The 24,651-nt window shown below is 49.3% G+C and carries 22 protein-coding genes; 9 read left to right on the top strand and 13 right to left on the bottom strand.

Annotated elements, in window-relative coordinates:
- Positions 1–72 precede the first annotated feature (72 nt).
- From ACYU8Y_RS20615 to ACYU8Y_RS20600, 4 genes are all read right to left on the bottom strand, one after another.
- On the bottom strand, positions 73–1,791 hold the full coding sequence (locus tag ACYU8Y_RS20615) for a GMC oxidoreductase (RefSeq protein ID WP_460939969.1): 1,719 nt from the start codon (positions 1,789–1,791) through the stop codon (positions 73–75).
- A 42-nt stretch (positions 1,792–1,833) separates the two neighbouring features.
- Positions 1,834–2,373 (bottom strand): gluconate 2-dehydrogenase subunit 3 family protein, encoded by a 540-nt coding sequence (locus tag ACYU8Y_RS20610; protein WP_460939968.1) that lies wholly within the window; start codon positions 2,371–2,373, stop codon positions 1,834–1,836.
- A gap of 238 nt (positions 2,374–2,611) precedes the next feature.
- On the bottom strand, positions 2,612–3,052 hold the full coding sequence (locus tag ACYU8Y_RS20605; RefSeq protein ID WP_460939967.1) for a response regulator: 441 nt from the start codon (positions 3,050–3,052) through the stop codon (positions 2,612–2,614).
- A gap of 533 nt (positions 3,053–3,585) precedes the next feature.
- On the bottom strand, positions 3,586–4,554 hold the full coding sequence (locus ACYU8Y_RS20600) for a helix-turn-helix transcriptional regulator (RefSeq protein ID WP_460939966.1): 969 nt from the start codon (positions 4,552–4,554) through the stop codon (positions 3,586–3,588).
- 95 nt (positions 4,555–4,649) lie between these two features.
- Here ACYU8Y_RS20600 and ACYU8Y_RS20595 point away from each other — a divergent pair, with 95 nt between their 5' ends.
- The 3 genes from ACYU8Y_RS20595 (at position 4,650) to ACYU8Y_RS20585 (ending at position 6,647) form a co-directional block, all read left to right on the top strand.
- A complete protein-coding gene (locus ACYU8Y_RS20595) occupies positions 4,650–4,955 on the top strand; it encodes a GNAT family N-acetyltransferase (protein WP_460939964.1) in 306 nt (101 codons plus the stop codon).
- Between the two features lie 7 nt (positions 4,956–4,962).
- On the top strand, positions 4,963–5,919 hold the full coding sequence (locus ACYU8Y_RS20590; RefSeq protein ID WP_460939963.1) for a polysaccharide deacetylase family protein: 957 nt from the start codon (positions 4,963–4,965) through the stop codon (positions 5,917–5,919).
- A 320-nt stretch (positions 5,920–6,239) separates the two neighbouring features.
- Entirely contained in the window at positions 6,240–6,647 is a 408-nt protein-coding gene (locus ACYU8Y_RS20585; RefSeq protein WP_460939962.1) for a DUF6331 family protein, read from the top strand.
- Between the two features lie 532 nt (positions 6,648–7,179).
- Here ACYU8Y_RS20585 and ACYU8Y_RS20580 read toward each other — a convergent pair.
- The 3 genes from ACYU8Y_RS20580 to ACYU8Y_RS20570 all read right to left on the bottom strand — a co-directional run bounded on the left by ACYU8Y_RS20580 (position 7,180) and on the right by ACYU8Y_RS20570 (position 9,389).
- Positions 7,180–7,914: an ion transporter gene (locus ACYU8Y_RS20580; RefSeq protein WP_460939961.1), complete on the bottom strand. Its 735-nt coding sequence runs from the start codon at positions 7,912–7,914 to the stop codon at positions 7,180–7,182.
- Positions 7,911–8,621, bottom strand: coding sequence for a hypothetical protein (locus ACYU8Y_RS20575; RefSeq protein ID WP_460939960.1), 711 nt, complete (start codon positions 8,619–8,621; stop codon positions 7,911–7,913). Before ACYU8Y_RS20575 ends, ACYU8Y_RS20580 begins: the two co-directional genes overlap by 4 nt.
- An 87-nt stretch (positions 8,622–8,708) precedes the next feature.
- Complete coding sequence (locus tag ACYU8Y_RS20570; protein ID WP_460939959.1) at positions 8,709–9,389, bottom strand: response regulator transcription factor; 681 nt, start codon at positions 9,387–9,389, stop codon at positions 8,709–8,711.
- A gap of 339 nt (positions 9,390–9,728) precedes the next feature.
- Between ACYU8Y_RS20570 and ACYU8Y_RS20565 the strand changes: the two genes are divergently transcribed.
- The 3 genes from ACYU8Y_RS20565 to ACYU8Y_RS20555 all read left to right on the top strand — a co-directional run bounded on the left by ACYU8Y_RS20565 (position 9,729) and on the right by ACYU8Y_RS20555 (position 15,417).
- Positions 9,729–11,051, top strand: coding sequence for a TolC family protein (locus ACYU8Y_RS20565; protein WP_460939958.1), 1,323 nt, complete (start codon positions 9,729–9,731; stop codon positions 11,049–11,051).
- 3 nt (positions 11,052–11,054) lie between these two features.
- Positions 11,055–12,158, top strand: coding sequence for an efflux RND transporter periplasmic adaptor subunit (locus ACYU8Y_RS20560; RefSeq protein ID WP_460939957.1), 1,104 nt, complete (start codon positions 11,055–11,057; stop codon positions 12,156–12,158).
- Between the two features lie 112 nt (positions 12,159–12,270).
- A complete protein-coding gene (locus ACYU8Y_RS20555) occupies positions 12,271–15,417 on the top strand; it encodes an efflux RND transporter permease subunit (protein WP_460939956.1) in 3,147 nt (1,048 codons plus the stop codon).
- Between the two features lie 44 nt (positions 15,418–15,461).
- On the opposite strand, the gene ACYU8Y_RS20550 is transcribed toward ACYU8Y_RS20555, so the two are convergent.
- From ACYU8Y_RS20550 to rho, 3 genes are all read right to left on the bottom strand, one after another.
- On the bottom strand, positions 15,462–16,301 hold the full coding sequence (locus ACYU8Y_RS20550; RefSeq protein ID WP_460939955.1) for a ThuA domain-containing protein: 840 nt from the start codon (positions 16,299–16,301) through the stop codon (positions 15,462–15,464).
- A 145-nt stretch (positions 16,302–16,446) separates the two neighbouring features.
- Positions 16,447–17,337 (bottom strand): sterol desaturase family protein, encoded by an 891-nt coding sequence (locus tag ACYU8Y_RS20545; protein ID WP_460939954.1) that lies wholly within the window; start codon positions 17,335–17,337, stop codon positions 16,447–16,449.
- A 142-nt stretch (positions 17,338–17,479) separates the two neighbouring features.
- Positions 17,480–19,771: a transcription termination factor Rho gene (gene rho, locus ACYU8Y_RS20540; protein ID WP_460939953.1), complete on the bottom strand. Its 2,292-nt coding sequence runs from the start codon at positions 19,769–19,771 to the stop codon at positions 17,480–17,482.
- Positions 19,772–20,296: 525 nt separating this feature from the next.
- Here rho and ACYU8Y_RS20535 point away from each other — a divergent pair.
- The 3 genes from ACYU8Y_RS20535 (at position 20,297) to lptC (ending at position 23,125) form a co-directional block, all read left to right on the top strand.
- Entirely contained in the window at positions 20,297–21,103 is an 807-nt protein-coding gene (locus tag ACYU8Y_RS20535; protein ID WP_460939952.1) for a type III pantothenate kinase, read from the top strand.
- On the top strand, positions 21,060–22,361 hold the full coding sequence (locus ACYU8Y_RS20530; protein WP_460939951.1) for a hypothetical protein: 1,302 nt from the start codon (positions 21,060–21,062) through the stop codon (positions 22,359–22,361). The genes ACYU8Y_RS20535 and ACYU8Y_RS20530 overlap by 44 nt, the downstream gene beginning before the upstream one ends.
- Before the next feature lie 173 nt (positions 22,362–22,534).
- Positions 22,535–23,125 carry an LPS export ABC transporter periplasmic protein LptC gene (gene lptC, locus ACYU8Y_RS20525; protein ID WP_460939950.1) on the top strand — a complete coding sequence of 197 codons (591 nt, stop codon included), beginning with the start codon at positions 22,535–22,537 and terminating at the stop codon, positions 23,123–23,125.
- Positions 23,126–23,137: 12 nt separating this feature from the next.
- Here the strand turns inward: lptC and ACYU8Y_RS20520 are convergent, their stop codons facing one another.
- From ACYU8Y_RS20520 to ACYU8Y_RS20510, 3 genes are read right to left on the bottom strand one after another with little or no spacing between them, the layout of a single operon-like run.
- A complete protein-coding gene (locus tag ACYU8Y_RS20520; RefSeq protein WP_460939949.1) occupies positions 23,138–23,560 on the bottom strand; it encodes a c-type cytochrome in 423 nt (140 codons plus the stop codon).
- On the bottom strand, positions 23,557–24,225 hold the full coding sequence (locus tag ACYU8Y_RS20515) for an SCO family protein (RefSeq protein WP_460939948.1): 669 nt from the start codon (positions 24,223–24,225) through the stop codon (positions 23,557–23,559). The genes ACYU8Y_RS20520 and ACYU8Y_RS20515 overlap by 4 nt, the downstream gene beginning before the upstream one ends.
- Positions 24,191–24,646, bottom strand: coding sequence for a viral A-type inclusion protein (locus ACYU8Y_RS20510; RefSeq protein ID WP_460939947.1), 456 nt, complete (start codon positions 24,644–24,646; stop codon positions 24,191–24,193). The genes ACYU8Y_RS20515 and ACYU8Y_RS20510 overlap by 35 nt, the downstream gene beginning before the upstream one ends.
- Positions 24,647–24,651: the final 5 nt, after the last annotated feature.

Here is a 24,651-nt window from a genome sequence, read left to right as displayed (position 1 = left end):
TAGTCTACAAGTTATCGTCCTGGCGGAGAGCTGCAACGATAACCTGTAAACTATAACCGTATACTGGATTACTTATAGAAGTCCCTTCTTCATTTCTTTCACGGCATGATCGGCTGCGCGTGCCGTAATGGCCATGAACGTAAGCGAAGGATTTTGGGTAGACGTGGAGGTCATGCAGGCTCCATCCGTGACAAACACGTTTTTGCAGGTGTGCAGTTGGTTCCACTTGTTTAGCATGGACGTTTTAGGGTCGCGTCCCATCCGAACACCGCCCATTTCGTGGATGTCGAGACCCGGCGCTTTATCCGGTTTGTCGTGGGTTCTGATGTTTGTGAAGCCAGCCACTGTCAGCATTTCCGTCATCTGCTCATGGAAGTCGGCGATCATCTTCTCATCATTATCATCGTACCCGACCGAAATTTTTAGCTGTGGAACTCCCCAGGCATCGGTGAGGGCGGAATCGAGCGCTACGTAATTGCTTTCTTTCGGAATAGTTTCGCCCATCATGTGCGAACTCACCCGCCAGTTACCGTATTTGGGCTGCATCAGGCTCGTCTTCAGGTCCTCGCCCATGGCTGAGGTGTCGACGCTGGTAGCCCGGCTGGAGCCAAAACCCGCTGCGTAGCCGCGCAGAAAGTCGGTTTCCTGTTTCGCTACATTGCGGAAGCGGGGAATGTAGCTGCCATTGGGCCGAATGCCTTCCGTGGTTGTATCCTGGAAGCCTTCGTGTTCGGCAGAGATCGTTGTGCGGAAGTTGTGGAAGGCTACGTATTTGCCCAGCAATCCATTATCATTGCCCAATCCGTTCGGGAAACGGTTGGATTTGGAGTTCAACAGAACCAGGTTGGTATTCAGGCAGGCCGCATTCAGGAAGATGATCTTGGCATAATACTCCGTCATCTCTTTCGTATGCGCATCAACCACGCGGACACCCGACGCCTTGCCGAGTTTTTCGTCGTAGATGATCGAATGCACGACCGAATCGGGTCGGAGGGTCATTTTACCGGTTTTTGCGGCCCAGGGTAGCGTCGAGGAGTTGCTGCTGAAATAACCGCCGTAGGGACAGCCCCGCTGGCATAACGACCGATTCTGACACTGAGCGCGGCCCTGCTGGTAGTGGATGGGCTGCGGCTTGGTCAGGTGGGCACAGCGGCCGATGATAACCGGACGGGTGCCGTTATACCGTTGTGCCATCTGATCCGAGAAGTGTTTTTCCACGCAGGATTGCTCGTGCGGAGGCAGAAATTCGCCATCGGGTAAGGTGGCCAGTCCATCTTTATTACCCGAAATACCCGCAAACTTTTCGACGTAGCTGTACCAGGGGGCGAGGTCGGCGTAGCGAATGGGCCAGTCTACGGCAAATCCATCGCGGGCGGGGCCGTCGAAGTCATAGTCTGACCAGCGTTGGGTTCCCCGCGCCCACATGAGTGATTTACCCCCGACATGATAGCCCCGAATCCAGTCGAAGGGTTTTTCCTGTACGTACGGATGTTCGGCATCTTTGACGAAAAAATGCGTAGCGTCTTCCCGGTTAGCGTAACACCGGCTGGCAACCGGATTGGCGTCGATGTATTCTTTTGATAATTGGCCGAGGTGCGCAAACTCCCAGGGCTGCATCATCGTCGTAGGGTAATCGGTAATGTGCTTCACATCCCGGCCGCGTTCCAAAACGAGGGTGCGTAATCCTTTGCCGGTCAGTTCTTTGGCCGCCCAGCCGCCACTAATGCCAGAACCGACGACAATGGCGTCGAAGGTGCGGTCTTTAATGGAATCTATAGTTAAAAAAGACATGCGATAACGTGAATAAGGGTACGTAAGAAACGAACAATTAGGTTATTTGCTGCCGCTGATCGCCAGCTTGGAAACGGGAACGCAGCCATGATAAAAACCAGGAGCCATGTTGAACTTCTCGACATTGACCAGGTAATATTCGGAGTTCATGTAGCCCTGAATAGTCAGTTTCTTGATCATGTCCACAAAAGCTTTACCCGTTGGGTCTGCCAATGCACTTACTTTGGTCAGCACATCCATGCGTTGGGCGGCATCACCAGCCGAAAAGGGTTTGTTATAGGTTTGCTGCGCTGTGGTGTCTGCCAGCGCGATTCCCTTCAGAAGCGTTGTTTGGGCAACTTCGCCGTAACAATCGTTGATCATTCGCATAGCATACTTGTGTACGTTGAGCGATTTGGCACCGGGGGTGGTTGTTTCCGGAATAAAGGTTTCCACGATATCAGCCAAAAGGGTTTCGTTATCGACGGACAAGGTAGAAACATAGCCCAGTGAATCGGGCGTCCAGCCAGAGGCCCAGGCAGGTAAACTGACCAGCCCACCAATGGTCATGGCCAGGTTCTTTAACACAGAACGTCTTTGCATAATTGGAGTAAGAAGTAGTTCAGGATTTATAGGCGAAAACTCCTGAGTAAAGGGTAATCATTAACCGGAATAGGTTAATCAAATGTTAGTCAAAGATACTGCATTATACAAAGCGGATTAGTAAAATTATTTACTAACTGCTGCTCAGGAAACTAAAAAACCGAATTTCCTTTGGGTGAAATTCGGCTTGGGGGTGGAATTTATTGGTAGCAGCGGACGCCGAACAATTTCTGATTGGTTAGCCTTCCTTGTAGTGTCTGACATCCAGAAGGGTCACTGTTTCGTACCAATAGGCTTTGAGGTTATTTAAATAGGTTTTCCAGTCGGTATAGCTGAACGGCTTAAGCGTAAACGACGAGGCTCCAAATGAATAAGCCCGCTCGACCAGGCTAGGTGTCTTACTCGCTGACAGCATCACCACGGGTAACACGCGCCCCTTGGGATGAGCCCTCAACAACGCCAGAAAATCCAGTCCATCCACTTTGTCCTGCAAATCAATATCCAGCAAGACTATTTTCGGTCCTCTCCCTTCCAGTTCTTCAATATATGTCTTGGCATCCTCAAAACTACTTACATGCGTGAAAGTTGCTTCTGGAAAGCTGCTCACCGAAGCTCTCTGCAAAACTTCAGCAATCAATGGATCGTCGTCTACTAATAAAATTGGAAATTGCTGCGACATGAATTTTTCTAGGGCAGTTTTACGGCTATACCTGGATTCGTGAAGTACTTGGATACAACGCCAAGTAAAAGGATTAACTAAGCAGGTGTTATTTTAAATAAAAATAGACACCTAGGTGTTACCGGTTCGCCGAAGGTCTGCAACAGCACTGGGTCAATGTACTGATACTGAGCACGAAAAAGCTATACGGAGTTAACCGAATGTATGGATTCGACGCTAAATAAATTTTGCCTGATTAATTAGAAATGCACAACGAATACCGTCCGAGGATAATACTTTTCCAAGGCTGCCTAACTAAAATTCAGGGTAGCTTTTCAGAGTAGAATTTACATGCCAAAGGTAACATCTGTTCCGCAAATATCATTGTGAATTTGCGAATTTACCGCTCTGGTTTGCCTTCATCTGGTCGAAAATGGCAGGTACACGGCCACCTGGTCATTTCTACCCAGGCTGATCCGAAAAATGGCTATTCATGACCAATGGATAACCTGACTAAATACCAAATTCAACGTTATTCCCGATAGCCGATGATGTCAGGGCATCGGCACAACGGCCTGGTCAAGGTAGTGGGCCTGTATCTCTTCTGTTAACGCAAGGATTCGGTTTCGAAGCATGTCTGGCTGTTCGATTGTTGCTGATTTTCCGTACATCAGCAGCCAACGGGCTAATCCTTCTACGTACGGTGTCTGAAAATACATCCGGACATGGTCGCCTAGATCTTCCTGGCGCTGATAACCGAAGGAATGCTTCTCCCGTTGCAGAAACCGGGTCGAAGCTTTGCGAAACAAAACGGTTACGGCCACTGTCGGCATGTCGGTTGTGCCCATCCGATCAAGGTATTCCTGAAGCGTTAGCCGGTTACGTCGCGAGTAGTACTCGGCTGAGTTGGTCAGTTGCCGAATGCGGTCGACGCGGAAATCGCGATAGTCCTGGCGTGTCCGGCAAAACGCAATCAGGTGCCAGCCCAAATTGTAATGGTAAAGACCTACCGGTTCAACATCGCGCTGCGTTTCGGCATCGTTGTACTGCGAATGATACCGGAGCGTCAGCACCTGATGCCGGGCAATGGCCTGTTGTATGTCGTCGAGCAGTTCATCGGAATAGGGGACCTGAGCAGGCGGTTTGGCCACATCGATATGGGCGTCGAGATCGTCCAGATGTTCCTGATCGGTGCGTTTGAGAACCGACTTTATCTTGAAAAGGGCCGATTCAAATTTTTTCTTTATCGATTGGTCGGCCAATTTTTCTACTAACTTGCCACCCATCAACAGGGCGCTGGCTTCGGCCGTCGTAAACATCACGGGGGGCAGGTGGTAGTCCGTTAGAAAATATCCGACACCCGCTTCTGCGCCAATCGGCACACCCGCTTCTTCCAGTGACCGAACATCACGGTAAACGGTTCGAAGGCTGATACCGAAGCGGTCGGCCAACTCCTGAGCCCGAACCACGCGCTTGGTTTGCAGATGAATCAGGATGGCGGTCAGGCGGTCGAGACGGGTCATAGCAGGAATAGAAAGAAGTCGTTTGCAATTTACACCCCTTGGCGTGAACAAGGAGGTATTTTTTTGCGTAAAAGAAGGATAACCGTTTAACGAACATGAACGAAACCTCCATCAAAAATAATACCCATCGGCATCGCTTCGAGCTGGAGACGGATGGGAAACTTTCCATTGTAGAATACCAACAGGTTGATGACGAAACCCTCGCGTTGACGCATACTGAAGTGGATCCTAGTCTGGAAGGGCATGGTGTCGGCTCCGCCCTGGTAGAAGGTGTCCTGACGTACATCGAGCAGCATGATCAGAAAATCGTGCCCCTTTGTCCATTCGTCAGCGTTTTTCTGAAGCGCCATCCCGACTGGAATCGATTGGTGTCAACAGCTTATTCGATCAACGATTTCTGATACGCACGTGCCCCGCCTTTTACTTTTAGGAATGCTGGCTAGCTGGGCGAATGCAGTCGCATTTGCCCAGCTAACGGCCTATCGGGTATTTTTCGGTATCACAACCCGGCCGCCCCAACAGGTTGTGCTGCGCCAGTGGCGTCAGGCCGGTCAGACTTGTTACCTGACGTTAAATCCGAAAACCCTCGAAACGGCGATTGCCAAGTTTCCAGCGAACCAGGTGAAAGCTTTACCCTGGTCCGCTGTGCTGCAAGCCGTGGGGCAGACTCCCTATGGCCGTGCCTTACGCATGGAAAAACAGCGGGACGCTCATTTGCAGGATGCCGGTATTGAACGTACCGACACCACCGAACGGGGCTTCAGTTTGACCATCGATTTGTGTCCGTCGACCAAGCCCCTGACGCGGTCGGTATTTGAGCAGTTGATCAGTGCCTTCGAGCCGGAAGAGAAACCCATTCCGGTAACGATTACAATTACCGGACTCTGGATGGAAAACCATGCTCAGGATTTAGCTTACCTGAAGAACCTGGTCAATCGGGGCGATCTGGCTATTACGTGGGTCAACCATTCGTTTCATCACCGCTACAATCCACAACTGCCATTGCCGATCAATTTCATGCTCGAAGCCGCTACCAACGTCAGCGATGAGGTTTTGTTGAATGAGCAGGCTATGCTAAAAAATGGGCTGAAACCATCTATTTTCTTCCGGTTCCCCGGTTTGGTTTCCGATAAAGGGGTCTTTGATCGAATCCTGGCGTTCGGGCTGCTGCCCATTGGTAGTGATGCCTGGTTAGCTAAAAACCAGCAGCCCCGACAAGGAAGCCTGGTGCTGATTCATGCCAACGGAAATGAACCGGTGGGGATCGCCGATTTTATTACGTTGATTCAGAAAAAGTCTTCGTTTATCCGCAACAAAACTTGGCTGCTCTACGACCTTCCTGAAAGCGTAGCCAGCGAGAAGTAAGGGGTGGCTAAATGCTAGAGTACAACGTTGGCTATAGGAAACAAAGGATTGGGTTAATTACAACCGGAGTACGTGTTAATACCGTTTAAATGAATTTCATACATTTTGTATAATTAATTGTACTTTTATGTTATAACTGAACATGACATCAGTGGCTGTTGCAAAAGTCCATCAGTCATGTTTTTAAGCAATTTGACCTGCCCATTTAGGACCGAAAACTACCCGTCATCAGGCAGGATAGCGGCTCAAGCAAGTTGACCGAAGACTTTTGCAACAACCACATCACTTATATAACAACAATAAAATAGCTTACAGACCCCATGTCTCAGACGGTTTCAATAGGACCTGATAAAGAAATGAAGTTGCTTGACTTTGACTGTAAAACCAGTTCTATATTAGAATTGGATGAACTTTTAGGTAATTCAAGTGATGCCATAGTCAAGTTCATAGACGCTGAAAATTCGTTAAGACAGTTCTGGAATAAACTAGAGAATAATTGTGTAGCGGGCTGCTGTGGTATTGACGCTTTCGCGTTTTGGCCTGAAGATATCGCTATAGCTGTCAAAGAACTTGGTAGGGAAGATTTGCTAGAGCAACTGGGACAATTAAGAAGTCGAGTACTAGCTACCAATGAGCAAGTTGTCTGCTATCACCGATTTAATTACCTCTTTGTTAAGCAGTCCTTTTTGGAACTACTTGATTATTTAATAACAGAGGTTAAGAAGTAACCACTAAATTGAACGATTTCATTATTGGCTATTAGCTTAATGAAGTTGTTCTCAAAAATAATCTTTTTACATAACGTTAGTGGCTGTTTCAAAAGTCGGAATAAAGTATGGAAGGCCCTTTCGAATACCCAATTTTGGACGAAAGAAGTAGTCTGTATCGCCCCTTTGTTGGCTTTACTCGTGGCCTACATGACTTTTGCAACAGCCACATTAGTTATACCACAGAAACAGGAAAATTCATACAACAAGCTTGAGGACGCGTTTATCCAAAGTGTACTTTACTGAGAAATCAAATAGCTTTCGCTCCCTGCTTCTTCTGCTAATACTCTTCGTTGGAACAGGGGCCAGAGTGGCCCATAAAGAAATCAGGTTAGTCTGGTCGCAAGCCATAATTAATGAGGATTTACTTAAGAGGAAACAGCCTCAACCGTTGCTGCGATCTATATTTTGGTGCTATTCGCAGTCCTGGCCCTTACGTCAGGCATGAGTAAGTGATTGATTATAAGTATTATAGTTTTAACTTGGGGAAGCCCTAAGGTATTCTCTTTTCCATTTCCTCAATTTTATGCCGTAGCTGCCGAACTTCGCCAATGAGCGTCTGCATGTCATTTTCGGTTTGTTCCTGCTCATCTTCGACGAAAAAATTGGCGACGTAGCCGGTAAATGTACCGAACAGGCCTACACCAGCAATCATCAGGACGGCCGCAATCAGGCGACCGAAATTCGTAACCGGAAAGCGGTCGCCGTAGCCAACCGTTGTGATGGTCACGAATGCCCACCAAAGGGCGTCCGACGGGGTTTTGATGTTGGCGTCCGGCACGCGTTCGACGTAAAGAATGGCTATGGCACCGAAAATCATTAATAAAACGGAGCTGAGCAGAACGACGGCCAGCGTACCGTTTGCCCGGTCGCGGAAGAGATAATGCAGAAAGTCGCGGATAGACCGAAACGACCGCACCATGCGCAATATCCGAATGACCCGCACCAGCTGACCCAGCCGGAACCAGTCAAAGGCGGGAATGCTGGCCAGTAAGTCAATCCAGCCCCATTGCAGAAACTTCCATTTATCGTCGGCCTGGTAAAGCCGTAAGAAGAAATCGTACAAAAAATACAGGCAAATGCCGGTGTCGATCTGGTCGAGTAATTGCCGGTTCTGTTCGTACATGGGGACTAACTCCCGAATCAGCAGCGCGATGACGACATACACCGACAAGACCAGCATGATGAGTTGATGCAGGGTTAACTTTGGCGGACCATTCGCTTTCATGGAGTGACCAACGGACGAGGTTTAGGTGGGTGAATCGGCGAAATACGATCTCCTTTTCGCACCCATCGCCAGATGTCGACGGGGAGCGCCGGGTAAATAGACACGCCGATGCTGTAGTAACTTCCGTTGAAATTCTGGTTAATATCGGTCTGAAAAATGGAAATACGATAACCGATCTGCGCCGACAGACCCACCCAGCGTGTTGCTTTCCACTGCGCATACACCCCTAGCTGAAGGGGGGCAAAGAAGCTCCGGTGCGTTCGGTCGATTGGGTTGTCCTGAGCCAGATCCCTCGGCAGGGCATAAGCAATACCACCACCAATGTCGACAGGCACGCTAATCATCCAGCGCCGGTTGTTGGTCATGTTCCACCAATACTGAATGTTCATAAACCACAAATCAGTACGGGTATAGTAATTAAGATTGATTCGCTGGGCCGCATTTCGTCGCCAGTCGATCAGGCGCAGGTACGTGGCATAACCGATCCAGTAATAGCCCAGTGTTAGTTGATGACGTTTAACGCCGTAGGTAATTCCCGCATTGATTCCCCAAACGTTTACATGCTGGCGTTCCAGAAAAGAATCACGGAAGTCGAGGTTAAAAGCCGGCCGGATCGTTGAGCGAACCGAACGAATCGTATCCGTCGGAACCAGGGAATCGGGCCGGACCGTCAGGAGGGAACAGGCGAGTAGGCAAACAGCAACCATAATACAATACTAACCCAAAACCCGCCTAAGAGGTTAGAAGGGAGGTGTGATGCAAGCTCTATCATACTGCCCAGGCAGTATAGTGTTTCAGTTTGCTGACCGCAATAAGTAGCCTACGCCCATTGCCGTATGAATGAGTTTATGGTCGAAGTCCCGGTCAATTTTCTTTCGTAAAAAGTTGATGTATACCTCTACTTTGTTGGTACTGCTGATCGGCGTGTTGTCCCAGACTTTTTCGAGAATCTGTGCTTTGGTGACCACCCGACCTGCATTCTTGATTAAAAATTCGAGTAGTTGAAACTCACGGGCGGTCAACTTTATTCGTTGGTTGGCGCGGTAAGCCACTTTTTCGGCTACGTTGAGTTCGAGGTTATCGATGCTCAGAATGGAAGGGGCGTTAAAACCACCCGTCCGCCGGCGGTGCAGCGCATAAATACGGGCCAGCAGTTCGTCGGAGTCGCACGGCCTTACCAAATAGTCATCGGCTCCGGCATAAAGGGCTTTGGCTTTATCGGCCGATTCGTTTGAATCAGAGAGCAGTAAAACGGGTGTTGAGTCATTCTCCTGCCGAAGTCGCCGGATAACATCCAGCCCATCCATGCGGGGCAAGTGTGCGTCAAGAACAATCAGGTCAAAACGGGCATGGAGGCCCATGGCAAGTCCGGTGTAGCCGTCTGACGCTATCTCGAGCGTATACTGGCGTTCGGCCAGGGTTCGATATAGGAACTCAAGGTAACTGGCGTCACTTTGAATAAGGAGAATTTTCATGTTCTCGTATACAGTTAATTGAAAATCAACTGCAAAGGTGTCAGCCCGACTTTAAAGCTAGTTTAAAGCTTAATTAAAACTTCTTTAAAATTTCACCCGTATATACACGTACTTGCCTATATACAGGGTAGGACAGCGAGAAATCCTACGCTTGTTTGCCGGATTTAACGCCTGGAGGGCTTCCCGGCAGCCGAATAAGGGTACGATTGTTGCCCGAATATTCCTTAAGGAAACTACTTATTTTTTAAGAACTTATTAATAATGGTTTAACCACGCCTTAACAACCTGTTCTGTACTTGCCGCCCAAATCAGCCGGGTTTATTTCCGTCACTTTTTATTATGAATCGGTTTCGCTCATTGAATCAATTGGCACTTTGGCTACTTCTGGGGTGGCTGGGGAGCATTTCCCCCGTATGGGCCCAACGGCCAACGGCCGCGCCTGACACGATCCGGCAAAGCCTTCCTCAACTCGAACAGCTATTTCTGGATCGTAACTTTCAGTTACTGGCCCAGCGTTACCAGATCGATATTGCCGACGCAGCTATTACGCAGGCCGGGTTGCGGCCAAACCCGAATCTGTGGTTCCAGGGAAACCTGTACAACCCGAATACGGGAAAATTTCTGCAATATGGTCCGCCCTCGCAGGTTGATAAAGATGCCGGAAACTACAACAGCGGCTACTACGCCATTCAACTGCAACAGGTGATTTTACTGGCGGGTAAGCGGAGTAAACTAGTGGCACTGGCCGAAAGCAACAAATCACTGTCGCGGCTGGCGTTTAAAGACCTGATGCGTATTCTGCACTATCAGCTCTATACGACTTACACGAATCTATACTATGACTTACAGGGGCTACGGTTATTTGAGGATGAACTGGTGCGCCAGCAACGGCTGATCGAATCGTACCGAATTGCCCTTCGGACGGGGGGCGTGGCCCCTTACGAAGTGACCCGGCTGGAGGTCGCTGTTCGGGATTTGCAAGCCAACAGTGCCAATTATCGGACGCAGATCGCCGACGAACAGGCCACGCTTCGGGTGTTGCTGCGGCAGTCGGCACCAACGTTTATTCTGCCTACTGACCTCCCCCCGTTGAAAACAACGCTGCCTACGGTGGCAACGGCCATTGATTCGGCTTTGACCAATCGGCCGGATGTTAGTCTGTCGCAGGAGCAGATTAACAATGCAGAACGAAGTCTGGCGCTGGAAAAGGCCCGCCGAACCCCGGATTTGACCACAGGTATTTTGTTCGAGAAATACGGGAACGCCTACAATAACTTCACCGGGTTTCAACTATCTATGGATTTGCCGGTTCGCAACCGCAATCAGGGCGCTATTCGGTCGGCCGAAACAACCCTGAAAAGTGTAACCGGGGGGCTGGAAAACCAGCAGACCATCGTGCAAAGCGATGTACTGAATGCATTCGACAAACTGAATACGTTTTATGATCAGTTGAATAGCCGGCCCGACGGGTACCTGGATCGGATCCAAAATATCTCGGTAGAGGCCACTAAAGCGTATAATGCCCGAACGATTGGGTTGCTGGATTATCTGGATAAAATCCGGACGTATCAGCAGGCGCAACTGAATAACATCAACCTGCTGAATAATCTGTACAATACCCAGCAGCTATTAAATTTCACGACCAACACCCGGTTTTTTTAAGTTATGAAGAAGACGTTGTTACCGCTACTGGTTGGCCTGGTGCTGGCTGCCTGTGGACACAAAAAGGAAGAAACAGACAAAGTGCCAACGTCTAATGCCGATTCGAGCAGTAGTTACCTGACTGACTCCGTCCGGCTGATGAATCCTGAAGACGAACTAACTCTGAACGGTACCGTTACCTTCGATCAGGACAATGTGGTGCGGGTGTTTCCGCTGGTGAGTGGTAATGTCGAGAAAACTACGGCATCCTTAGGCGCTTATGTACAGAAAGGGCAGGACCTGGCCCTGATTCGTTCGGGCGACATTTCCACCTATACCAACGATTACCAGTCGGATAAATCAGATCTGGAGGTGGCCCAGCAGCAGTTGAAAAACGTTTCGGCACAATACAAATCAGGTTTCGCGTCAGAAACCGACTTTTTGACCGCCAAAAACAATGTTAAAAAGGCGCAGGATGAATTGAGCAAATCGGCCAATATTCTGCGGATATACGGCGGCAGCACAGCCGGAACCGGGCAACCTTATTTTTCGGTGAAAGCCCCGATTTCGGGCTATATCGTTGAGAAAAACGTAAATACCGGTCAGGATTTGCGGGCCGACAACCAGGATCCGCTCTATACCATATCGAGTCTGCAGCAAATCTGGGTGCTGGCGAATGTGTATGAACAGGATATTCCGGAAATAAAACAGGGCCAGCCCGTTGACCTTCAGGTACTGGCTTATCCTGATAAAACATTCCGGGGTGTTATCAGCAATGTAAGTAGCGTACTCGATGAACAGGCTCGGGTATTGAAAGTGCGCATTGTACTGAGCAATAAAGATGGGTTGCTAAAGCCCGATATGTTTGCCACCATTCACGTGCACCTGCCGAACACCAGTACCGGTGAAGGGGCTGAATCACTGGCCGTTCCGCAGAAAGCCGTTGTCTTCGACCGCGACCATTATTACGTGATCGTCCAGACGGGAAAAGACAAGTACGAAGTTCGTGAAGTGCAGGTGATGAAAAATACGACACGCTTTGCCTTCGTGAAGGGCGGTAATCTGAAACCGGGCGATATCGTCGTGACGGAAGGTAGCCTGCTGGTATACAATGATTTAACGGACTAAATACTAAAGAGCGAAAGAATGAAAGAGTGAAAGAGTGGCTTTCAGTTCGTGCTCCTCTTACGAGTTGGAATCACTCTTTCATTCTTTCGCTCTTTCACTCTTTGATTTTCCCATGAATAAGTTCATCCGTAGTGTTATCACGTTTGCCCTGACAAATCGCTTTGCTGTATTTTTTGGCATTGGCCTGATCGTTGTCGGGGGCGTTGCTGCTTTCCTGAATACACCCGTCGAGACATTTCCCGACGTGACGAATACCAACGTCATTGTGATTACCCAATGGCCCGGCCGCTCGGCCGAAGAAGTAGAACGATTTGTTACGCTGCCCCTCGAAACTGAACTTAATTCGGTGCCCCGCAAGAGTACGCTCCGCTCCGTTTCGTTATTCGGCCTGTCGGTCGTAACGATGATTTTTGAGGATGGTGTCGACAATTTTACCGCGCAGACCAACGTGGCCAACCGCATTGCCAGCGTTGATCTGCCCGACGGCGTAAGTGCTGAAGTTGAGCCTCCTTACGGCCCAACGGGTGAGATTTACCGCTTCACCCTCGAAAGCAAAACGAAAGATATCACCGAGTTGAAAACCCTGCAGGACTGGGTTATTGAGCGACAGATCAAGAGCGTGCCGGGGATCGCCGATGTGGTTAGCTTTGGGGGAAAGGTTAAAACGATTGAGGTTAGCCTGAATCCGACGTTGCTGGCTAATTACGGGTTCACCGCCCTGGATGTGGATCAGGCCATTCAGCAAAGCAACATCAATGTTGGGGGCGATGTGATCAAACAGGGAAACCAGGCGCTGGTGGTGCGCGGCATTGGCTTGCTGACAAAGCCCGACGATGTAGCGGGCATCATCATTGACAACGTAAACGGCGTGCCGATCAAAGTGCGCGACGTGGCTACGGTAAAAGAAGCTTTTCAGCCGCGCCTGGGTATCGTTGGGCGCGACAAGCAGGACGACGTTGTGGAGTGTATTGTTGTGATGCGCAAGGGTGAAAATCCCAACGACGTTATTCCGGCCCTGAAGGCTAAAATCGATGAACTGAACAACCAGATCCTCCCTAAAGATGTCCGCATCAAAACATTCTACGACCGTACGACGCTGAATAATTACACCCTGCACACGGTGGGCGAAAACGTATTGACGGGGATTTTTCTGGTAACGCTTATCCTGTTGATTTTTCTGGCCGACTGGCGTACCACCCTCACCGTTGCCATTGTTATTCCGCTGGCGCTGCTGTTTGCCTTCATCTGTCTTCGGCTGAAGGGAATGACGGCCAACTTGCTGAGTATCGGTGCCTTAGATTTTGGTATCATCATCGACGGAGCCGTTGTGATGGTAGAAGGCTTGTTTGTTATGCTGGCACACCGGGCCGAACAGATGGGCATGATGAAGTTCAATCGCCGGGCTAAATTAAGCTGGATTGCCCAGAATGCTACGGAGTTGGGTAAGTCGATCTTCACGTCGAAAATCATCATTATCACCGCCTTACTGCCAATTTTTACGTTCCAGAAAGTAGAAGGGAAACTATTTAGCCCCTTAGCCTGGACCATCGGTTTTGCCCTCATGGGGTCACTTATCGTTAGCCTTACGCTGATACCGCTTTTATGCAGTCTACTGCTGAACAAGAATGTCCGTGAGCGGCACAATCCGGTTGTATCGGGTGTTGAGAAAGCCTATGTCCCGGCGCTGAACTGGGCCATTCGGCAACCTGCCTCTATCATTGCCATTGCCCTGGGCTCACTGGGCTTTTCGGTTTACCTGTTCCTGTTTCACATTGGCTCGGAGTTCCTGCCGCAGTTGAACGAAGGGTCTATTTACGTCCGCGCCAGCCTGCCTTATTCCGTGTCGCTGGATGAAAGTTATGCCTACACGCGGAAGTTTCGGGCCATATTCGATGAGTTTCCGGAAGTACGGGGTGTTATATCGCAGACGGGGCGGCCGAATGATGGAACGGACCCAACCGGATTTTTTAATAATGAGTTTTTCGTTGATCTCTATCCGAAAGAAGACTGGAAGCGGGACATCACGAAAGACGAATTGGTGGCCCAGATGCAGCAGAAGCTGGCCCGTTTTCGGGGTGTTTCTTTCAACTTCTCACAGCCTATTTCCGACAATGTTGAAGAAGCCGTTTCGGGTGTAAAGGGCTCGATGGCGATCAAGATCATCGGGCAGGATCTGAACGTGCTGGACAAGGAAGCAACGAACGTGTTTAACGTCATGAAGAATGTACCGGGCGTCAGTGACCTCGGCGTATTTCGAAATCTGGGCCAGCCGGAATTCCGGATTCAGCTTGACCCCCAGAAAATGGCCCGCTACAACGTGCCAACCGATGTGGCGCAGTCGGTCATCGAAACGGCCATTGGCGGTAAAACCGTTACCCAATTTTATGAGGGCGAACGCCGGTTCGATATCAAGGTACGGTACGACGAACGATTTCGGTATTCGCCCGATCTGATTGAGAATCTGATGGTTCCTACCCGCTCGGGCTCCAAAATCCCGCTGAAAGAACTGGCTGATATTGGTACCCGGTCTGGTCCGGCGTTCGTGTACCGTGAAAACAACGCCCGCTTTATCGCCATCAAATTTTCGGTGCGGAACCGTGACCTCGGCAGTACCATTGCCGATGCGCAACAGCGGGTAAAACAGCAGGTTAAACTCCCCGACGGATTTCAGATGCGCTGGGCGGGTGAATTTGAGAACCAAACCCGAGCCGAGCGCCAATTGGCCATCGTGGTGCCGATCAGTATTACCATTATTTTCCTGATTTTGCTCTTTACGTTCGGTAGCGCGCTCGATGCCGCGCTCATTATCCTGAACGTACCTTTTGCCCTGATCGGGGGTATGCTGGCACTCTGGCTTACAGGTATCAATTTTAGTATATCCGCTGGGGTAGGATTCATTTGCCTTTTCGGCGTGTCTGTTCAGGATGGGGTTATTCTCATCAACCGATTTAAGGAAAACCTGCATAACAAACTGCCGATTAGCGAAGCCATTCGGGAGGGTGCCCTCACGAGGGTGCGTCCCGTTGTGATGACGGCTCTCATGGCTTCCCTCGGTTTATTGCCTGCGGCTCTTTCGACCGGCATCGGCTCTGAAACGCAGAAACCACTGGCCACCGTTATGATTGGCGGCCTGATGACCTGTACGGTCTTGTCGTTGCTCATTCTGCCCGTTACGTACGAGCTTATTCATAGCCGCCGGGCGCGCAAAGAGCTAGCCCGCAAAGAAGCGAAAGCCGTTAATATGCCGCATCATTCATAGAAAGTAAGCAACCCGTGGGGTAGTAACTTGTCTCCACGGGTTGCTTATTTCTTGCCACTACCCAGCCAGAGAAGTCCGTTAAGAATGAGCTTGTCCTGGACTTTATTACCGAAGGTGAACGACAATTCCTTGTCGGTCTTATGGTCGTAATCAATGTCATTGTGCCCCATGTTCACATATAGCATCCGGTGATTTTTGTTTGTCCAGACCACCGGGTAATAGCCGCTATGCCAGATTTCGTGGGGTTTTGGACCCGTTCCCAGCGGAAAACTAGTTGAATCGATCGATAGCAGAATCTTAATTGCCGGGTTGGTACGCAGATCGTTGGTCCATCGATACCATTCATTGGGAGAGGATTTGAAGGTAGCCGGTAAGTGCTTGGTGGCCGGATGGTTGCGATCTTCTACGCGCAAAATGGCCGACGTAGGATGCCAGGTATTACTGGCATAGGAGCCAGAGCCCAAAAACTCGTTATGATACCAGTCCCAGTTTTGGGGGTAGGCCGATGGCGTGAGGGCAAATGCTGCGAAATGAAATCCCATCCAGGCTCCCCCATTTGCCATGTACTTTTCGAAGGCTTTGCGCTGGTCGGGTGCTTCGGGACGGGTATCTAGAAATAAAACAACCTGATAGCGTGACAGGAAGTCTAGATTGAGATTAGCCCAGTTCGTTGTTGAATCGTACGCGAAATTGTACTGGGTCCCCATTTTGGCGAACCATTTGTTAGCCTCGTGAACGTAGCTGATATGGGCTTTATCGTTCTTAGCGGTATAGAAGGCAATGACCCTGAACGCCGGGTCTTTACTCCTGGCCGTCTGGATAGAACCGATGATCAGAAGAACGAATAGGATAAGTTTGGGGAATTTCTTTACAAACAGAAACATTAGGTCAAGGAGAAGCTAAAGGCTGAGTTGGGGCGATTCTCTCCTTCTTTGGGCCCTTAGGGCATTGGAGACGAGCGAACACCTCTTCTGCCAAAGTTAAAGGATGCCTGCTTCTTACTTACGTTCTTCTGTTAATTTGTAGAAACTAGGTTTGTGGTGCCGATTTCGAAACGTTTGGCTGTTTCGTTCGCAGTTGCCGGGTCGTTTTCCGGGAACCGTCGTGGCTCCAGCCCGGTGGCCCGAAAATATACCCCAAAGCCACCTTCACGGATGGTGCCTTGCGAATGTCCTGCCCGATGGCCACCCACTCGTGAAACGCAATGCGTACGGGATTGTGCGAGTTTACGTTCGTCGTCAGACCATACGTTGGCCGTTGTTTTTCGGGTTCGAAGGTGCCAAATAGCCGATCCCAGATAATGAGAACGCCCGCGTGATTTTTATCCAGATAAGCAAGGTCCGAGCCATGATGTACCCGGTGATGCGAAGGCGTATTGAAAAGAAATTCGATAGGAGCGGGAAACTTGTTGATGTGCTCGGTATGAATCCAGAATTGGTACAACAAACTAATGGACTGCATGGTCATAACGGCCACGGGCGAAAACCCGATCAGGGGTAGCCAGATCCAGAAAATAAAGGCTCCCGACAAATTGCCCGTCCAGGTTTGGCGCAGCGCCGTCCCCAGATTATACTTCATGGAGGAGTGATGCACCACGTGTGACGCCCAGAAATACCGACTGCTGTGGCTGATCCGATGGAACCAGTAATAGCTAAAGTCATCGGCAAAAAAAAGGACTGCCCATGCCCACCACTGGGTCATATCAATCGTGAACAGCCTGAATTGATAAACCAGCGAATAGGTGCCGAAAACAAGCGCTTTCCCCACAAAGCCGATAATGACATTGCCAATACCCATGCTTAGGCTACTGGCCGTATCTTTTGTATCGTAGTAGTCTTTATGCTGAATGGCCGTTACGATTACCTCCACAACGAGCAGCAGAACAAAGCCGGGAATCGCGTATTGGATGAGATCTCTCATAGTTATTCTAACTATTGTGAAAGTTAGAAAGTTATCGGACGCCTTATAACTACTATGTCAACTAGTAAGTCATTAAACAAACAACAGGGAGCATACAGAATAATCATTCCATACACTCCCTGTTGTTTATGGGTTGAGAAGCTTATCGATTCATCGAAATGAGAAACTCTTCATTACTCCGGGTGCCTTTCATATGGCCGAGTAGGAAGTCCATGCCTTCCATGGCATTCATGTCGGCCATGTGTTTACGCAGAATCCAGACTCGTTGGAGCGTTTCTTTATCCAGCAGTAGATCTTCCCGACGAGTGCCCGACGCCATAACGTCGATAGCCGGGTAAACCCGTTTGTTCGCCAGTTTGCGATCGAGCTGGAGTTCCATGTTACCGGTACCTTTAAATTCTTCGAAAATTACTTCGTCCATTTTCGAACCCGTATCGATCAGGGCCGTAGCAATAATGGTCAGTGAGCCGCCATTTTCAACATTCCGGGCGGCTCCGAAGAAGCGCTTTGGCCGGTGTAACGCATTGGCGTCTACACCACCCGACAGAATTTTACCCGATGAAGGAACAACCGTATTATAGGCTCTGGCCAGACGCGTAATCGAATCCAGCAAAATAACCACATCGTGACCGCATTCGACCATTCGTTTGGCCTTTTCGAGTACCATACTCGATACTTTAACGTGGCGATCAGCCTGCTCATCGAACGTCGAGGAAATGACTTCGGCATTCACCGAGCGGGCCATATCCGTTACCTCTTCAGGACGTTCGTCGATCAGCAGCACGATCAGGTAAACCTCGGGGTGGTTCTTGGTGATCGCGTTGGCGATTTCCTTCAGCAGAACGGTTTTCCCGGTTTTTGGCTGAGCCACGATCATACCACGCTGGCCTTTACCAATCGGTGCGAACAGGTCCAATACCCGCGACGAATAATTTTCAGGCCGGTTACTCAGGTGAAGCTGTTCTTCGGGGAAAAGAGGAGTGAGGTACTCAAACGGAATCCGATCGCGGATTTCTTCCGTTGTTTTGCCATTAACCGTCGAGACGCGCAGCAGGGCAAAATATTTTTCGCCTTCTTTGGGCGGGCGGATGGCACCACGCACGGTGTCGCCGGTTTTTAAACCAAATAGTTTAATCTGTGACGGGGATACGTAAATATCATCGGGACTGGCCAAGTAATTATAGTCAGCTGAACGCAGAAAGCCATAGCCGCCATCCTGCATGATCTCCAGAACGCCTTCGTTGTCGATAATGCCATCGAATTCGCGGATGTGCTGGTTATACTGACGGCGAATTCGGTTCTGGTATTCCTGTGCTTCCCGCGAGGCCTGTGGAACCTGAGGCTGAGCCGGTTGATCCGTTTGGCCTGATTCCGATTGAGGCTGCTGGCCTTCCTGCGTTTCAGCAGGTGCGCTGGCTGGCTGGGCCACAGCAACGGTATCAACGGTTGAGTCTGCGCTGGCCGTTTGCATATTAGCCGCGTTATCGTCTGTAACAACGGTAGGCGTCATGAACTCTTCGTCGGGCTGGCCACCGTAGTTGAGCCCGGCCTCGTCCGTCACGACGCGTTGGGTGCGTGGCCGCTGATCCCGACGCTGGTTGTTATCCCGCGTGCCCTCCGTACGGTCGCGATTGGTCTCAAACCGTGGGCGTGCGTCCCGCGGGTTGGATTGCGAACCGTCCGAACGCTGATTTCGCTGCTGGTTTAAATCCTGCCGACCATTGCGGTCGTTGCGCTCATTACGGATATTATTTGTCCGGAAATTACGGTCATTTGGTGTCGACGTGCCATCGCTGTCACTACGATTCCGGGCAGATTGCCCAAACGTATTCGTACGCTGGCCTGGTACTGTCCGTTCGCGGTTTTCGCGGGGCTGGCGAACGATTGGTTGTTCATTTACAGCGTCGGCAACGGGTTCGGCTGGTGTGCTTTCATTAACGACCGGTGCTGACTCAGTGGTTGTTGTGTTGTTCTCTGGCGTAGCGCTGCTTTCATACAACACTGGACTTTCGCTAACGGCGGAAACGGGTGCTTCTACAGGCGCTACTGTTTCAGTTGGGGCTGTTGGCTGTGTCACAGCATCCCGATCCCGGCGGCTACGTAACCGGGGTTTCGTTGTCTCTGGCGTTGTTGTTGCGGCAGGTGACGCTACTGTATCGTCAGCCGGTTGAATAGCCGGCGTATTGGTTACGGCTGAACTAACGGGTTGTACGTCGGGAGTAGTAACCGCTTTAGTGCGACGTCCGCGCTTAGGTGCTTCTTCTGCGGGGACTGTTTCTTCGGCAGCCGGGCCTGGGCGCTCGGATTGCTGCTTTATAATTTCGTAAACTAGTTTTTCTTTGTTGAATTTGCCAATGTTACGAATCCCGAATTGCTCGGCAATGGGGTGAAGCTCCGAGAGAAGCTTCATGTCTAATTCTTCTTTCTTGAACATAAAGGTCAGGTTAGCAATAAACCTTGAAAGGACCGCTGTTGCGGTAGTAATGAAAGTTGGGAGTTGTTATACGAATGTAATGGCCGTTCTGACGGTCAAGCTGGCCCGTTAAAAAGAGCCTATAGAAAAGTTAATTGATGTAAAAGACCCAATTAACCTCAACAAATTCAAGTAATTACGTGATGAAATAAATCAAAAATATGAATTGGAGTGATTTGCTTGATCCAAACACAACCACCTGGTGGGGCCAGATGTGGAGGTTGTCAAAACGTTTGGAAAACGGAGGTCTGCCGTAGCTACAGATTGCTGCTTTGGTAGAAGCACTACTTGCCGACCAGATTGATGGTGGCAAAGATAGTATCTTGTTCCGATTTTATCAACATAACGTTGGTGACTAACAAATGTTTCCATTTCGTCTATATTATTCGAAATTCACCAAAATATAATCTGTCGTTAAAAAAACTTAAAACGGAGCCGCCCGACAAATTTTGTCGTCTAAAGAAGCGTTGACTCTACCAGATACGGATGGAAACGGAACAACTGCATATCAATTCTTCGTCAGAATTGAACCTGGTTATCGACTGGGGGAATTCAAGCCTTAAAACAGGGTGGTTTCGGGGGCAAGAATTGATTGAGGTTAACCGGTATGAATCGCCCGATGCCTTGATGGCTGAGTTCAGGAAACGGCCCGCCAGACACGTACTGGTTTCGTCGACAAGTCGTCCGGGGACCGACATTCGTCGGCAGCTAATTGAGCTGGGTTCCGATTTTTGGGTGTTGGATAGCCAAACGTCTGTACCCATACGTAAAGGCTACGATACGCCAGCTACCCTGGGGGCCGATCGAGTGGCGGCTGCGGTAGGCGCCGTAACCCTATTTCCGGATCAGGCTTGTCTGGTGCTTGATCTGGGTACTTGTCTGACTGCCGATCTTGTCGATCAGGACGCAGTTTTTCAGGGCGGACTGATTTCACCTGGTCTGCGCATGCGTTTTCGGGCTATGCACGATCAAACCGCCCGTCTTCCAGTAGTGGAGCTTCCGGCAAATGTAGATCAGCTCTGGCCCGCGCTGACGGAGAAGAATACGATACAGGCCATGCAGAGTGGCGTACTGAACGGATTGACGTTTGAAATGAACGGTATAATTGAAAACTATCGTCGGGAACGACCGGGGATTGTGGTTCTGGTGTGCGGGGGTGATGCGCCTTCCTTTGAAAGTCGTCTTAAACCGCCGATATTTGTGGTACCTGAATTGGTTCTGATTGGGTTGAATCGAATTTTAAGCTATAATGTTGAGAATTTACAAGCGGATACGCCAGACGTTAACGCATAGTTTGCTGGCTGTTGCCGCGACATCGCCGATGGTATTGGCGCAGGGGTTGGGTAACTCTCCTTATTCTGCCCAGGGCATTGGTGAATTATACAGCCCCGGTAATATAACCAATATGGGCATGGGTGATGTAGGCATCAGTAACGCCAACCCATTCTATCTGAATTTGCAAAATCCTGCCCTGCTGGCCCGTCGGTCACGTTTTACGGTATTTGAGGTAGGCCTGATGAGCCAATCGAAAACCATTAAGCAAAACATCAGCAACGACCTGAAGACCCAGAGTAATTTCGCGGGTAATCTGGGTTATTTAGCCTTGTCTTTTCCGGCCAATAGTCGCTGGAACATCTCGCTGAACTTAAAACCATACACGTACGTAAACTATAACATTGAACGCGTGGAGGCTGTGCCCGGCACACCCTATAGTGCTATCTATAAATACGAGGGCAAAGGGGGGCTGAACAAGGCGACATTTGCCAACGGATTTCGGCTGACAAAAAATATTTATGCGGGCGTAGAGGCTTCCTTTCTGTTTGGGAACATTACAAACTCGTCATCTGCACAGGCAGCTCTCAATAGTTCCGACATTCTCGTAACCCATTTGAACAGAACGAACTACAGTGATATTGTCTATAAGCTAGGCGCTGCCTGGCGGCCCAAGCTGAATGATACATGGACGCTCAACGTCGGCGCTACCTACGATCCTCAAATACGGGTTAAGGCATCCCAAACCGACATTTATCAGCAGACAACCTCATCTGGACAGGCCATCTCCGCTCCGGATACCCTACGGCTTAACTCCAACGCGCTATCGACATTACCGCAGCAAATGCATTTTGGCGCAAGCATTGAAAAGGGCAATACGCTCCTGGTCGGGGTTGACGTTGGTTTTCAGAAATGGAGTGAATACCGCACCGCTGATAACAAACCGGGCAATCTGGCCGATGCTATGAATGTTGCGGCTGGGCTAGAGTATACGCCTAAGCCCACATCGAACCGTTACCGGGATTTGATCACCTATCGGGCTGGTTTTCAGTATAACAAACTTCCTTATCAGACAAACGGCACGCAGCTTACGGATGTGAATGGTAGTCTGGGCATATCCATTCCCCTGGGCGCGTATTATGTCAATCACGTAACGCTCTCACTGGTTGGAGGGCAGCGGGGCGTGCTGACTGGCACACAAATCAAGGAGCAATACGTGCGAATAGGCATTGGCTTCTCTTTAAATGACGTCTGGTTCCGGAAAACAGTTATTGACTAATTGTCCGGTTGCCGGTTGTGAGGGCATACTCGTTCTTGCCAATAAAAAGCAGATGTACGTAGATCATTTTCTGCGGACATCTGCTTTTTGTCTGTGGGCTGGCAAGTAAACAACGGCGAAGCAGGACCGGTTTTGGGTAAAAGATAGTTTATCTGACTGCATCAACTACTTAAATGGAAAACGTAGAAGCCAAAAAGAAAAACAGACGTACTAACGGGTGGGTCGCTGTTTTCTACGCCTTGTTTATTCTATTTCAGGTACTGTCTTTATCGGCCTGCGAGGAAAAAAAACAGGCAAAAAAGGTGAACCCCTATTCAGGGCCAATTGAAGAAATTAATGATGTGAAATTGCTGTATAGTGAAGCGGCTAAACTAAAAGTTAAACTGACTACAGCCAAGCAGTTTCGGTACACGAACGAAAATCGTCGTTATCCAAAACCAGTCTACATTTCTTTTTATAGTCCAACGGGGGAAGAAATAACGACCATCCGATCCGATTCGGGTCAGTATGACAAGGCTAAAGACCTGTACACGGTCATGGGTAACGTGATCGTCGTTAATAAGCAGAAGCAGGAAAAACTGCTCACACCTGAGCTAAACTGGAAACCACAAACCAAAAAGGTGTTCACAGACAAGCGGGTGACTATTTTAAGTCAGTTGACCGGCGAGAAACTCTACGGAATCGGCCTGGATGCCAATCAGGACTTTAGTCAGTATTCGATCCGAAAGCCAACGGGTATCTTCAACATGGAAGGCGGAATTTGAGTTGGCTACTGCCTACTTTTTACATTCATTCAGAATGGGTGTTACCGTCTTAACGTCAGTTAGTTTCGTTTCTCCGGCCCATTCATTATAAATATAGGTAGTTAGCTCGGCTACTTCCAGGTCACTGAGTTGAGGTTGTGCGGGCATTGGCCGATTATACGGCTTGCCATTGACTACAATACGACCTTGCTGACCATACCGGATCAAACAGATTACGCTGTTTTTATTCGCCAAATAATCTGATCCGGCAATGGGTGGATAAAGGGAAGCAACGCCCTGTCCCTTATCCTGATGGCAGTTGGCGCAGTTGTTCTTAAAAAGAAAAATACCTTCTGTAATATACCGTTGCCGCTTAATTTCTTCGTCTGTTTGGCATGAAAGAATAATCACAAAGACAAAAAGGATGCTGACAAATCCGCTCAGGCGTTTGTTCATTGTTTGTACTCGGCTAGCAACCGATTCATGTCGTTCATTAATTTATCGACTCCCGCTTCAGTTGTGCCATCATAAATGCCCCGGATATGCTTGGCTTTGTCGACTAAAATAAAGGCACCACTATGAACAACGCCCCCCGGCGCTGTTGAATCAGCCTGAGCCGTTACCATATAGCTATTCTGACCGATATCGTAAATTTTATCGCGATCGCCGGTAACAAACAACCATTGCCGACTCGTTACGCCCAGGTTTTGCGCAAACTCTTTAAGCACAGGTACCGAATCGTGAGCCGGATCGATGGTGTGCGAAAGCAGCATTACGTCTGGATTTTCCTTGAACTTTTCATACACCCGTTTCAATTGCACCTTCATTTTAGGGCAAATTGTCGGACAACTCGTGAAGAAAAAATCGGCTACGTAAATTTTATTGTCGAGGGTTCTGGCTGTAACCGTATCACCGTATTGGCTAACGAATTTGAAATCTGGAATCGACTGGTAAACGGAATCGGTTACTGATTTGCCATCAACTGTTTTGGTGACGACCTCCCGTTGCCCTAAAATGGGTAGTTTACCATCCGTCGAATCGCATGAAGTAAGGGTAATAAATAAACCGACGATGATGAGCCAATGGTTATTTTTTACCCAAAAACTGGCGAGCCTGTTCAATACTGGTATTAACTTTTGTTTTGACATCGGTAATTTGGTCTTTCTGACCGTTTAAATAGCGTAGTGCATCATCAGATGATAGTTTCGTGAGTGTATCCCCGTTGTATCGGCTCATCCAATCCATCATCAAACTATCGGCAACATCCAGATTGCGGTGCAATCGGCTGGCTTGTTCTTTTTCTTCATCGGTACGGAGGGTAGCCGCTGCTGAGCCGCTGGCTTTAAGGCTGTCGAGCGATGTGATGCGTATTTTTAGCTGTTTTCGTAGCTTCATTATGTCATCAATCTTGGGCATTACCTCGTCGTGAATGGCAAAGACTTCGTTTTCTGTTTCTTTAACCGTTTCATCACCGGAATGGCAAGCGCTCAGAAAAACGGAAAAAGCAGCGAGACTGGCCAGAAGAAATACGCGTGTATGCATTGTGA

The organism is Spirosoma humi (assembly GCF_054776575.1).
The sequence above is the reverse complement of the archived record's forward strand: the minus strand, read 5'-3'. Positions and strand labels throughout refer to the sequence as shown.